Here is a 12,179-nt window from a genome sequence, read left to right as displayed (position 1 = left end):
TTCTGGCTGCTCTTCTTCTGGCCGCTAGAGCATTTCCAGGTTCTTGTGCAGCTCGAACGGTGTCACCTGTGAGCGGTACTCCGCCCACTCCTGGCGCTTGTTCAGCAGCACAAAGTTGAACACCTGCTCACCCAGGGTCTCCGCGACGAGCTCGGACTCCTCCATGTACTGGATCGCGTGGTCGAGACTAGCCGGCAGCTGGTTATACCCGAGCGCCCTGCGCTCTGTGTCGCTGAGGCTCCAGACATTGTCTTCAGCCTCAGGAGGCAGCTCGTAGCCCTCTTCGATGCCCTTGAGACCCGCAGCGAGCATGAGCGAATAGGCCAAGTACGGGTTCGCTGCCGAGTCGATGGCACGGTACTCGACGCGGGAGCTCTGTCCCTTGTTCGGCTTGTACAGTGGCACCCGCACCAGGGCAGAGCGGTTGTTGTGCCCCCAGCACACGAAGCTCGGCGCCTCGTCGCCGCCCCAGAGCCTCTTGTATGAGTTCACAAACTGGTTGGTCACCGCTGTGATCTCCGGGGCGTGCCGGAGGAGACCGGCGATGAACTGCCGGCCGGTCCTGGAGAGCTGGTACTGCGCGCCGGCCTCGTAAAAGGCGTTTGAATCCCCTTCGAACAGCGACATGTGGGTGTGCATGCCGGATCCTGGGTGTTCGGAGAACGGCTTCGGCATGAACGTCGCATACACGCCCTGTTCGATCGCCACCTCCTTCACCACCGTACGGAAGGTCATGATGTTGTCTGCCGTCGTCAAGCCATCCGCGTAACGCAGGTCGATCTCGTTCTGGCCTGGGCCGCCCTCGTGGTGGCTGAACTCAACCGAGATACCGAGGTCTTCCAGCATCCGCACGGAGCGACGACGGAAATCGTGCGCAGTCCCACCCGGAACATTGTCGAAGTAGCCGGCGGAATCGACGGGGATTGGGCCCTTCTTGCCGAACTTCGACGACCGGAGCAGGTAGAACTCAACCTCCGGATGCGTGTAGAAGGTGAATCCGCGCTCAGCGGCCTTTTCGAGCGTGCGCTTCAGCACGTTCCTCGGGTCCGCGACGGCCGGTTGTCCGTCTGGGGTGGTGATGTCGCAGAACATCCGTGCGGTCGGGTCTACCTCGCCGCGCCACGGCAGGATCTGGAACGTGGTGGGATCCGGATGGGCGAGCACGTCGGCCTCGAACGAGCGGGTGAGTCCTTCGATGGCCGAGCCGTCGAATCCGATGCCCTCGTTGAACGCGCCCTCGACCTCTGCTGGGGCAATGGCGACGGATTTCAGTGTGCCGACGACATCCGTGAACCAGAGCCTGACGAACTTGATTCCCCGCTCCTCGATGGTACGAAGAACGAAGTCGCGCTGCTTATCCATTCACGGCCTTTCCTGTTCCGTCTTAGGCTACCGGCTGGCTGCCCAGATTTGCGTGAAGATGCCGAAGGACTGCGTGCGAGATCGCGCTGGATAGACTTGGCAAATGCCAGAGCAGAGCGTGCCAGATTCATCGAACGCCGTCCAGGAGCAGAACCCGTATGGATCGGCTCCGGCGGGGCCCAAGCGGGTTCGCACCAGGCATTTCCAGAACGCGAAGCAGAATGGCATCCCGATCACCGGGCTGACCAGCTACGACATGCTCACGGCCGGTATCTTCGACCAGGCCGGGATCGACTTCCTGCTGGTCGGTGATTCAGCGGGAAACAACGTCTTCGGCTACGAGACGACGCTGCCGGTCACGGTAGAAGAACTGATCCCCCTCACTCGCGCCGTCGCGCGCGCCGTCAAGCGCGCCCTGGTGGTTGCCGACATGCCGTTCGGCTCATACGAAGGTGGGGCGGAGGAAGCGCTGCACACGGCGGTCAGATTCATGAAGGAAGCGCAGGCGCACGCCGTCAAGCTTGAGGGCGGCGTCCGCAGTCACAAGCAGATCAAGCGCATCGTCTCAAGCGGGATCCCGGTGATGGCGCACGTCGGCTTCACGCCGCAGAGCGAACACGGCCTCGGCGGCCACCTCATTCAGGGCCGTGGCGACGCTGCAGAACGGCTCATCGCCGACGCTCTCGCCGTGCAGGAGGCCGGCGCATTCGCCGTGGTGCTGGAGATGGTGCCGGGTTCCGTGGCGGCCGAGGTCACCAAACGCCTGGAGATTCCGACGATCGGGGTCGGCGCCGGGCCATCCGTTGACGGCCAGCTGCTGGTCTGGACCGACTTCGCCGGCATGACCGAAGGGCGCGTTCCCCGGTTCGTGCGCCAGTACGCGAATCTCCGGGGCGTGCTGACGGATGCTGTGCACCGGTTCAGAGAAGACGTCGACTCCGGCGCGTACCCCGCTCCGGAGCACAACTACGAGTAGCGCGCGCTAGCGGTCTTCCGCAGCGTCTTCCTCTGCCCACTTCGCGCTGTTCGCACGGAGTTTCTCGAGGGCGTGGGCGGCTTCATCGCGGGTCGCGAATGGTCCTACCCTGTCGATCGACGGCGACTCGAAGCCCTGCTCGACTGCGCCGGTGTTCATGTTGTACCAAAACTGGTGTTCAGTGTCTTCGGCCATAAACTTGATCTTATGCCTAAGGATTCTGCCGGTCACCTCGTGCCAGGAACCGTGACGCCGATGCGGTCGGTTCCCGCTCACATTCCTCGTCCGGAGTATGTCGGCAAGAAGGGCCCTCGCCGCTTCGAGGGTTCCGATGTGTACTCGCCGGAGAAGATCGAACTGATCCGGGAGTCCGGCCGGATCGCCGCCCTGGCCATCCAGGCCGTCGGCGACGCCGCACAGCCAGGTGTGACGACGGAGGAACTCGACAGGGTCGGACACGAATTCCTACTCAACAACGACGCCTATCCGTCGACACTCGGGTATCGCGGTTATCCCAAGTCGCTGTGCAGTTCGGTGAACGAGGTCATCTGCCACGGCATCCCCGATGACACCGTCCTCGAAGACGGAGACATCGTCAATATCGACATCACCGCATTCAAGAACGGTGTGCACGGGGACAGCAATGTGACCTTCATCGTCGGTGAGGGTCGCGAAGCGGTCAGCCTGCTGGTCGAGCGCACCAGGGAGGCGCTCACCAGGGGCATCAAGTCCGTCGCGCCGGGCAGGCAGGTCAACGTGATCGGCCGGGCCATCGAGTCTTATGCAAAACGATTCGGCTATGGCGTCGTGCGTGACTTCACCGGTCACGGTGTCGGTGAGGCGTTCCATTCTGGGCTGATCATCCCCCACTACGACTCCGCACCCCTCTACGACACCGTGATGGAACCCGGCATGGTGTTCACCATCGAGCCCATGCTGACCCTGGGAACCTACGAGTGGGATATGTGGGCGGACGACTGGACGGTCACCACCAAGGACAAGAGCATCACGGCACAGTTTGAACACACTCTCGTCGTCACCGAGCGCGGGGCCGATGTCCTGACCCTCCCCTAGCCGGTAGATTGTCCCTATGACCACAACGACGGCCATCGGCATCGACATCGGCGGAACGGGAATCAAGGGAGCGGTGGTCGATCTCGGCACCGGTGAACTCCTCTCCGAGCGAATCAAGCTCGCGACGCCGAAGGGCGGCAAGCCGGACGACATCATCGAAACCACCCGCGAATTACTCGAGACGGTGTCGTCGGGTGTCGGGGATCTGCCGATCGGTGTGTGTTTCCCCGCGATCGTGAAGAACGGCCACACGATGTCTGCCGCGAACGTATCCAAGGAATGGATCGGCCTCGCGGCAGAGGACCTGTTCGAAAATGGCCTCGACCGACCGATTCATTTTGTGAACGACGCGGATGCCGCCGGCTACGCGGAGGCGCGTTTCGGCGCGGCCAGGGATGTCCCGGGTGTTGTTCTCCTCACCACGCTGGGCACCGGAATCGGCTCCGCGCTCTTGAACGATGGAGTGCTGGTTCCCAACACCGAGCTCGGCCACCTCGAGATCGACGGCCACGACTACGAGACGAAGGCGGCATATTCCGCTAAGGAACGCGACGACCTCAGCTGGGAGAAATGGGCGCACCGGCTGCAGAAGTACTACACGACGCTCGAGGCGCTTTTCTCCCCCGACCTGTTCATCGTCGGCGGCGGGGTGTCGAAGAACTATGACGACTTCATCCCGCTGCTTGACCTGAAGACCCGCATCATCCCCGCGGTGCACCGCAACAATGCCGGCATTCTCGGCTCTGCTGCCCTCGCGGTGAAATTCCCCGGCTGATTCCCCGGCTGCCCGGAGGGGCGGAATGGGCCGGCTGTTACGCCGGGTTCTGTCCGGGTGCCGAAGCACCGTGGACGGCCATCTATCTCGTGACTACGTTGCCGCAGCCCTCTAGCGGTCTACCCGGAAACTCGGCGAGCCACCTTGGCGTTTCCTGTCTGACCTTGCTCCGGACGAGGTTTACCTAGCCGACCAGGTCACCCTGGCCTCTGGTGGTCTCTTACACCACCGTTTCACCCTTACCACCTGCTTGCGCAGGCGGCGGTCTACTTTCTGTGGCACTTTCTCGCGGGTTGCCCCGGGTGGGTGTTACCCACCGTCCTGCTCTGTGGAGCCCGGACGTTCCTCGGCATCAACCGTTCCGAAGAACGACGGATGACGCGACCGTCTTGCCGACCCATTCCGTGTGGCAGTTTACAGGGCGCTGCTGGTCGCGTGTTGCAGCGGGCCGAGTCGTGCCATGCTCTGATTCAGGCACCCGAGCCGGCGTCCACAGCGAAACGACTCGCCATGAGCACAGGGCAGGCGAGTCCGTTAGGTCCCGGATTCGTCTAGATTCCGGATTCGTCCGTGCGCACCAGTACTGCACCGCAGTCCGGGCAGAAGACGACTTCATCCTCAGGGGCGCGGCGCACGGCATCCAGGTCACTACCGGTCAAGGTGATGGTGCAGGCGCCACAGGCGCGGGCGCGCAGCAGTGCTGCCCCGTTCCCGTGGCCGACGACCCGGCGCTTCTCATACAGTGCAGTCAGGTCTTCCGGAAGCTGCGCGGAAACCGCCCCTCGGTCACGCCCCAGCTCGCCCAGCTGGCGACGGAGATCGACCAGCGCCGCATCGCGAGCGGTTTCGGTCTCAGCGATGGTTCCGGCCAGCGCGACGCGCGCCGACTCGGTCTCTGCGACGGCGGCCTCGCGCTCCTCCAGGCGTTCCATCACCGCGATCTCAATCTCCTCGAGGTCGAACAATCGCTTCTTGAGAGCAGCGAGTTCTGTCTCAAGCGCCTGAACGTCTTTGACGGAGGACGTCTGCTGAAGTCGCTCGGTGTCGCGTGTGATGCGCTTCTCGACGACCTCGACATCCGATTCGATGCGACCGAGCTCGATGCGCACGTCTTCCAGCTCGCCGTTCCGCGAGGAGAGCGTCATCCGCACCGCGTCTGCCTGTGCGGCCAGGGCAGTCAGCTCCGCGTGCTGAGGCAGCGCCTTCGCCTGGTGCTCGACCTGCTGGATCTTCGTGTCGAGCGACTGAAGCCGCAGCAGCTCCTTCTGGTTCGCTGGGGAGGCCTTCACTATTTCCTGCTTTCACGCGTGTTGAGTTGACGTTTGGTGAAGCCGTCAGGTTATTGCATGACGACGAAATCCCACGGATCCGTGCGCAGCTCGCTGACGCTGACGCACACACCCGGCAGCGCTTCGCGCAGTTGGGTCGCAGCGGTGTCGAGCCAGATCCATTCGCTGGCCCAGTGTGACACGTCAAGCAGTGCGGGCCCTGAACCGGTGATCTTGACCTGTTCTCGGGCTTCGGAGGCTGGGTGATGCCGAAGGTCTGCCGTGATGTACGCGTCCGCACCGGTTACGGCAGGGTGCGCCAACAGGGAATCGCCTGCTCCCCCGCACAGGGCGACGGTTTCGACGCGTGCTCCGTAGTCGCCCGCCACTCGAATGCCTGATGCGGTTGCGGGCAACAGGTCGGCGACCAATCGCGCCAGTTGACCGACGGTGGTCGGCTCAGTGAGCCGGCCGACACGGCCGATGCCGGTGCCTGAGGCAGCACCCGGTTCGATGGGGAGGGCATCCTGAAGGCCGATCTTGGAAGCGAGGATATCTGACACCCCGTCGGTGACGACGTCAGCGTTGGTGTGTGCGGCCAGCAAGGCACAGTTCGCACGGATGAGACGGCTGAGCAGGGCGCCCTTGTAGCGGTCTTCTGCGATCGACGTGACACCGCGCAGGAGAAGCGGGTGATGACTCAAGAGCAGGTCGGCGTTCGCCTCGATGGCTTCGTCCACGGTGTCTGACACGGCATCGACGGCCAGGAGGATCGACTCGATTGGGGAGGCAGGGTCGCCGCTGACCAGGCCGGATGCATCCCAGTCCGATGCTCCGGAAAGGGGCCAGAGGGAATGGATGCTGCGGGTCACGTCATCGAGTGAATGAGGCACGCGGCAAGCCTACCCGGCGCCGGGATGACGAGCCGTGGCAGAATTGCGCGCATGCCTGATTCGCACCCTTTCGAACTGATCCTGCCGACGGAAGCGGATTGGGAGCGGATACGCGACATCCGCATCCGTTCGATCATCGACACCCCTCTTGCCTTCCTGGAGGACCTCGACGTCGCAGAGGGCCAACCAGAGGAGGAGTGGCGGATGCGTGGCAGGCGGAACACGCTGCCGGACAGTCTTTACGCGGCTGCGCGCACACCGGACGGCCTGTGGGTGGGCACGATGGCCGCCTTCATCTCGCAGGGAGCGCCGACCTACCGTGTGGGCGAAGCATCCGTCGGCAATCGGCGCTCGAACCTGGTCGGTGTCTGGGTGGACCCTGAGTGGCGTGGGCCGACTGGACCGGTCGATGGGCTGCTGAAAGCCGTTGAGGAATGGACCACTGCCCAGGGGCTTGACCACCTGTATCTGCATGTGCACGAAGAAAACGAGCGCGCGCGTCGGTATTACCAGAAGCGCGGTTTCGAATCGACCGGGGAGCACGTGACCGATCCGCGTGACGACACCCAGCTCGAACTCGAGATGGTGAAGTCGCTGCGCTGAGGCCTCGCGGGCCGTCCATACCGACCTCCAATTAGGTAAGCATCCGTCTGTAGGAGCCGCTTCTCACAGTCGCACCGCGAGCCGCCACCGGTGGTTGCGGGACGGACGCCGGTGACTCCTACGGGTGCGATCGTCCGGGTTCGCGGAGACGATTGCTGTAGCCAACCCGGCGATTCGACATCGCTGGGGAATACATGCGCAGTCATGTTGTTTGGCTTCTGTGAGATGCAGCTCGCCACCGGCGGCACGTCTCGTCAGACTGTTCGACCTCGGCCGAACGACCAACGCACGCAAACGGAGAAACGATGACTGTGAAATTTGAACTGGGACTCGACTCGTTCGGGGAGGTCGCGACCGATGCGAACGGACGCGTGTTCTCGGACGCGGAGACCGTAAGACTTCTCGTCGAGGAGGCGCAACTGGCCGAGGCCGCCGGGCTGGACATCTTCAGTGTCGGTGAGCACTACCGGGCCGGGCATAACGACTCGTCATCCCCTGTGTTGCTGGCAGCGATAGCCACCGCCACTGAGCGGATCAGGCTGGGCACCTCGGTGACGGTCCTCAGCACCAACGACCCCGTTCGGTTGTATCAGGAGTTCTCAACGGTCGACGCGGTGTCCAACGGTCGCGCCCAGCTCGTACTCGGCCGCGCTTCAGCGACGGAGTCGTTCCCGCTCTTCGGCTATGACCTCGCCGACTATGAGCAACTCTTCGAGGAAAAACTGGAGTTGTTCATGGAACTACAGCAGAAAGAGTCGGTCACCTGGTCTGGCACCGTGCGCGCACCTCTCGTGAATCAGACCCTCCACCCTCGCATGCGGGAGGGCGGCATCCCCACCTGGATCGGTGTGGGCGGCAGCCCGAACTCGGTTATCCGCGCCGCGCGCTACGGGCTGCCTCTGATGCTCGCGATCATCGGAGGGCACCCGAAACGGTTCGCAGGCCATGTCGAGCTGTATCACCGTGCTCTTCTGGAATTCGGGAAGCCGGCTGGGCCGGTCGGTCAACACTCTCTTGGCCTCGTCGCCGACACAGACGAGGAAGCTCGTGAAACCTGGTGGCGGTACTGGGAGCCCGTTGTCTCAGCGCTTGCCGCCGAGCGCGGGTTCTACGCACCGACGCGCGACCGTTTCGAGAGGGAAATCGATGACGGTGCACTGTATGTCGGGTCGCCTGACACTGTTGCGGGCAAGATCGCCGAAAGCGCTCGCGACCTCAGCCTTGGTCGATTCGATTTGAAGTACGACATCATGCATCTGCCCCGCGAGGCGAGGAAGCGAACCATCGAACTTCTGGGCGGCGAGGTCGCGCCCCGCCTGGAACGGCTGCTTGCGAAGGAGCCCGCCAATGTCTGACGTCATTTTCGGCCTCGACACATTCGGTGATGTTCCGGAGGACGACACCGGCGCTCTGGCATCGTACGCACAGGCGATCCGTCAAGTCGTCGACGAAGCAGTCTTAGCCGACCAAATCGGTGTCGACGCCATCGCTCTCGGCGCACGGAATCGTTCCCGCTCTTCGGATACGACCTCAGCGATTACGACATCCTCTTCGAAGAGAAGATCGACCTGTTCGTGAGAATACTTGACGAGAAACCGGTCACCTGGTCCGGCACAGTGAGGGCGTCTCTTGAGGACGCCGACGTGTTCCCTAAAACCGAGTCGGGGCATCTCCGCACGTGGGTGGGTGTCGGCGGGTCGCCACAGTCCGTGATTCGCGCAGCACATTATGGGCTACCGCTGATGCTTGCAGTGGTCGGCGGCCAGCCAGAACGCTTCGCACCGTACATCGACCTGTATCGCCAGGCCGCGGAGCAGTCGGGTACGGCTCCCCAGTCGGTCGGGATGCACTCCCCTGGGTTCATCGCAGAGACCGACGAGGAAGCGCGTGAGTTGTTCTACCCGCGGTACAAAGTGATTCGCGACAGAATCGGCGCGACCCGCGGCTGGCCGCCGTTGCGCCGGCAAGAGTTCGACACGGAACTCGAATTCGGCTCCATGTATGTGGGCTCGCCTGAAACAGTGGCGCGAAGGATGGCGTCATCAATCGCAACCCTCGGCGTTGATCGGTTCGACCTCATCTACACGTCCGGGACTCTGCCGATGAGCGCCCGTATGAAGGCAGTAGAGCTTTTCGGAACACGGGTCATCCCACTGGTCCGCGATATCCTCGCCGGCCGACCGGCAGAAATCAAGTAAGGAGAGAGAGATGATGAACAACGGCGCCCACACGATAGGAATCCTGGGGGCAGGCAAAGTCGGTACGGTGCTCGCCCGCCTCGCCTTGGCCGCGGGCTACCGGGTGCTCATCGCCGGTTCCGGAGACCCGGCGAAGATCGCGTTGACGGTAGACGTGCTCGCGCGCGGCGCCACCGCAACCGACGCCGCGGCGGCGATTGACAGCGCCGACATCGTGGTCCTGGCGCTGCCTCTCGGAAAGTACCGCAGCCTGCCTGCTGTCGGCTTGCAGGGGAAGCTCGTCATTGACGCGATGAACTACTGGTGGGAGGTCGATGGCATCCGCGAAGAGCTCAGCGACCTGCACACGTCGTCGAGCGAGACCGTTCAGTCATTTCTTCCGAGTTCTCGAGTGGTGAAGGCGTTCAACCACATGGGTTACCACGATCTGGAAGCAGAAGCGCGCCCGGCGGGAACAGCGGGACGTAAGGCCCTGGCGATCACCGGGGATGATGTGGACGCCGTGTCTGTGGTCTCCAATCTCGTGGATGCTGTCGGTTTTGACCCGGTGTTTGCGGGGCCCCTGGCAGAAAGCGTGCGGCTTGAACCGGGCGCGGAACTGTTCGGTGCGAACGTCGAAGCTTCTGATGTGCGCGCAATGCTTGACCGATTTCCCAGCTCGCCTCATGGCATCGCCATCCACGACGCACGCGCTGATGCGGAGCGGGCCGCTGCCTGACCCGTGAGATGTCGTCCGGCCTAGGCTGAATCCCACACGCGATCGAGAGGAGGCTGAGGTGGCACAGACGACGATTGCCCGGACGCCCGTAGCCGAGTTGATGGCCGAGCTGGCCGCACTTGAGGACCCGAAGGCACGCGAGGTGAATGAGCGGCACGGTGACGACCACGGGGTGAACCTGGGCAAGCTTCGCGTGATTGCCAAGCGCCTGAAAACCCAACAGGAGCTGGCACTGGAGTTGTGGGATACCGGTGACACCGCGGCGAGGCTGCTGGCGATCCTGATCTGCCGACCGAAGGCCTTTGGGCGCGAGGAACTGGACGCCATGTTGCGCCAGGCGCGCATTCCCAAGGTGAACGATTGGCTGGTGAACTACGTGGTGAAGAAGAACCAGCACGCCGAAGAGCTGCGTCTGGCGTGGTTCGCCGATTCGGACCCGGTGGTCGCGAGTGCCGGTTGGGCGCTGACCACTGAGCGCGTGGCAAAGAAGCCAGAGGGTCTTGAACTTTCAGGACTGCTCGATGTCATCGAAGCGGAGATGAAGGACGCTCCGGATCGTCTGCAATGGGCGATGAACCACTGCCTCGCCCAGATCGGGATCGAGAACGTGAAGCTTCGCGCACGCGCCATCAACATCGGTGAGCGCTTGGAGGTGCTCAAGGACTACCCGACTCCCCCGAATTGCACCTCTCCGTTCGCGCCCATCTGGATCAACGAGATCGTGCGCAGACAGCACGACAAGTAGGTCGCGGGAGACAACCCACTCCAGCCCGGTCGTGCGCCAGAGTGAGCGGAGCCAACATTCGCCGCGCGCAGCGAAGACGGGCAAGATGGTTATGTGCGTCGAAGTGGAGTTGTGATCGCCGCCGGTATCGTGCTGGCGGTCATCGGCGCGGGCGCTTCCACGGCGAACATCATGATCGTGCGCGACCAGCCGGGCGAGATACAGTCCATCGAGCCCGTCGTCGCCACCCCAGACCCCACGCTTCCGACCCCAACCCCGGAGCCGTCCAGGGAACCCACCACTGCGCCGACACCGGCCCCGATTCCGCCGGCGCCACCGCAAGACGTGGATGACGACGATCCGGACAATGGTGACCCGGACAATGGCTGAGCAGCAGCCGGGCCAGAGGAGTGCAGAACCGGATGTGGCGCTGCTTGAAGCCATCGCCGAATCGCTCGACAGGCGGCTCATCTCACATTCCCCCGTCAGCTCTGAGATCAGCGGCGATGGGCTCGTCGTCGCCCATCAGGTCGAGTTCGACACTGTGGACGGGACGCGTGAGAGCCACCTGATCTATATCGAGACCAGTCCGCGCGCCGAAGACCGCGACGGTGTGCTCACGATGCGCGATGAGGAGAGCGGCGATCAGGTGTCCGTCTGGGTCTACCCTCGCGACCCTGCCCTCCCTGCGCTCCAGGCCGCGGCCTCGCCGGATGGTGCCGAGGTGATTCTCCAGCGTCTCGGAGTCGACACCGGCACGGGAATCGCGCTGACGCTGGCGGCCTATCGCCCCGGCAAACGGGCGGTGATCCGCGTGGACACCGACCGGTCCACGCTCTTCCTGAAGATCGTTGCCCCTGGAATTGCCGAAACCTTTGCCCAGCGCCACAACGCCTGGCTCGAGGCTGGACTCCCGGTGCCGCGAGTGCTCGGCTGGAGCGTAGAAGGCCTGCTCGCGCTCTCCGCGCTGGGCGGCACTCCCGCGATCGACGCGATTGCTCACCTCGACGCGCACCAGTTCAGCCAAGAGATCTCCCATCTCCAGCAACTCATGGCCGCAGTGCCGAGCACAACCTCCGCGCGCGCATCGCTGTCATCGCGCCTGTCCTGGTACGAGCGTCGTCTGGCGCAGTCGTCTCCGACCCAGGCGACACGCGTCCACGAGATCGCGCGCCGCATCGAGACGGCGCTCTCCGGCGCCGCGGTGCCGCCGCAGGTCACAGTGCACGGGGACCTCCACATCGGCCAGCTTTTCCTGAGTGAAACAACGGATGCTGTCAGCGGTCTTCTCGACATCGACACCGCGGGGCTCGGAGACCCTGCCGACGATGCGGCGGCGCTCTACGCCCACCTCATCGTCACCGCCGCCATCAACGCCGACCACCATGCGGTCACGACCGGTTGCAAGAGGATCGCCACCCAGTGGCGCGAGAGCTGGAGCGAAGACCCTGCCTTTGCCCGACGAGCATCTGCGATCGCCGCCACACACCTGATCGCTCACGCCTTGAACCAGGCGCTCGACACCGACGCGCTGCTCGAACGCGCTGCGGAACTGCTGACAAACGGAGCCGACGACAAACATTAGAGG

Annotated in this window: 13 protein-coding genes, 1 other RNA gene and 1 pseudogene; 10 read left to right on the top strand and 5 right to left on the bottom strand. The window is 63.6% G+C overall.

Annotated features, from left to right (window positions below):
- Positions 1 to 24 precede the first annotated feature (24 nt).
- Positions 25 to 1,362, bottom strand: a complete 1,338-nt coding sequence (locus tag K323_RS0104075) for a glutamine synthetase family protein (RefSeq protein ID WP_022884011.1) — start codon at positions 1,360 to 1,362, stop codon at positions 25 to 27.
- 103 nt (positions 1,363 to 1,465) lie between these two features.
- On the opposite strand from K323_RS0104075, the gene panB reads away from it, so the two are divergent.
- Entirely contained in the window at positions 1,466 to 2,338 is an 873-nt protein-coding gene (gene panB, locus K323_RS0104070; RefSeq protein ID WP_022884010.1) for a 3-methyl-2-oxobutanoate hydroxymethyltransferase, read from the top strand.
- 6 nt (positions 2,339 to 2,344) lie between these two features.
- Here the strand turns inward: panB and K323_RS0104065 are convergent, their stop codons facing one another.
- Positions 2,345 to 2,533, bottom strand: a complete 189-nt coding sequence (locus K323_RS0104065) for an SPOR domain-containing protein (protein ID WP_022884009.1) — start codon at positions 2,531 to 2,533, stop codon at positions 2,345 to 2,347.
- Between the two features lie 12 nt (positions 2,534 to 2,545).
- Between K323_RS0104065 and map the strand changes: the two genes are divergently transcribed.
- Together map and ppgK are read left to right on the top strand one after the other, a co-directional pair.
- The gene (map, locus tag K323_RS0104060; protein ID WP_026851201.1) at positions 2,546 to 3,412 is read left to right on the top strand and encodes a type I methionyl aminopeptidase; all 867 of its coding nucleotides are present in this window, start codon (positions 2,546 to 2,548) and stop codon (positions 3,410 to 3,412) included.
- 16 nt (positions 3,413 to 3,428) lie between these two features.
- Positions 3,429 to 4,187 (top strand): polyphosphate--glucose phosphotransferase, encoded by a 759-nt coding sequence (gene ppgK, locus K323_RS0104055; RefSeq protein WP_022884007.1) that lies wholly within the window; start codon positions 3,429 to 3,431, stop codon positions 4,185 to 4,187.
- 22 nt (positions 4,188 to 4,209) lie between these two features.
- Here ppgK and rnpB read toward each other — a convergent pair.
- The 3 genes from rnpB to K323_RS0104045 form a co-directional block, all read right to left on the bottom strand.
- An RNA gene (gene rnpB / locus K323_RS28745) (RNase P RNA component class A) lies at positions 4,210 to 4,587 on the bottom strand.
- A gap of 151 nt (positions 4,588 to 4,738) precedes the next feature.
- Positions 4,739 to 5,476 carry a zinc ribbon domain-containing protein gene (locus tag K323_RS0104050; RefSeq protein ID WP_022884006.1) on the bottom strand — a complete coding sequence of 246 codons (738 nt, stop codon included), beginning with the start codon at positions 5,474 to 5,476 and terminating at the stop codon, positions 4,739 to 4,741.
- A 50-nt stretch (positions 5,477 to 5,526) separates the two neighbouring features.
- Positions 5,527 to 6,348: a Nif3-like dinuclear metal center hexameric protein gene (locus tag K323_RS0104045; RefSeq protein WP_022884005.1), complete on the bottom strand. Its 822-nt coding sequence runs from the start codon at positions 6,346 to 6,348 to the stop codon at positions 5,527 to 5,529.
- A gap of 51 nt (positions 6,349 to 6,399) precedes the next feature.
- Between K323_RS0104045 and K323_RS0104040 the strand changes: the two genes are divergently transcribed.
- The 7 genes and pseudogenes from K323_RS0104040 (at position 6,400) to K323_RS0104010 (ending at position 12,176) form a co-directional block, all read left to right on the top strand.
- The gene (locus K323_RS0104040; RefSeq protein WP_022884004.1) at positions 6,400 to 6,951 is read left to right on the top strand and encodes a GNAT family N-acetyltransferase; all 552 of its coding nucleotides are present in this window, start codon (positions 6,400 to 6,402) and stop codon (positions 6,949 to 6,951) included.
- 305 nt (positions 6,952 to 7,256) lie between these two features.
- Positions 7,257 to 8,306 carry an LLM class flavin-dependent oxidoreductase gene (locus tag K323_RS0104035; protein ID WP_022884003.1) on the top strand — a complete coding sequence of 350 codons (1,050 nt, stop codon included), beginning with the start codon at positions 7,257 to 7,259 and terminating at the stop codon, positions 8,304 to 8,306.
- Positions 8,299 to 9,149: pseudogene (locus tag K323_RS28370) on the top strand (LLM class flavin-dependent oxidoreductase). Before K323_RS0104035 ends, K323_RS28370 begins: the two are co-directional and overlap by 8 nt.
- Positions 9,150 to 9,159: 10 nt before the next feature.
- Positions 9,160 to 9,867, top strand: coding sequence for an NADPH-dependent F420 reductase (locus tag K323_RS0104025; protein WP_022884002.1), 708 nt, complete (start codon positions 9,160 to 9,162; stop codon positions 9,865 to 9,867).
- A gap of 100 nt (positions 9,868 to 9,967) precedes the next feature.
- Positions 9,968 to 10,612 (top strand): DNA alkylation repair protein, encoded by a 645-nt coding sequence (locus K323_RS0104020; protein ID WP_211219813.1) that lies wholly within the window; start codon positions 9,968 to 9,970, stop codon positions 10,610 to 10,612.
- A 93-nt stretch (positions 10,613 to 10,705) separates the two neighbouring features.
- Positions 10,706 to 10,981, top strand: a complete 276-nt coding sequence (locus tag K323_RS0104015; RefSeq protein WP_157509334.1) for a hypothetical protein — start codon at positions 10,706 to 10,708, stop codon at positions 10,979 to 10,981.
- The gene (locus tag K323_RS0104010; protein WP_022883999.1) at positions 10,974 to 12,176 is read left to right on the top strand and encodes a phosphotransferase family protein; all 1,203 of its coding nucleotides are present in this window, start codon (positions 10,974 to 10,976) and stop codon (positions 12,174 to 12,176) included. Before K323_RS0104015 ends, K323_RS0104010 begins: the two co-directional genes overlap by 8 nt.
- Positions 12,177 to 12,179: the final 3 nt, after the last annotated feature.

This window comes from Glaciibacter superstes DSM 21135 (assembly GCF_000421145.1).
Taxonomy (GTDB): Bacteria; Actinomycetota; Actinomycetes; order Actinomycetales; family Microbacteriaceae; genus Cryobacterium; species Cryobacterium superstes.
This window is presented reverse-complemented; position numbering and strand designations above follow the sequence as displayed.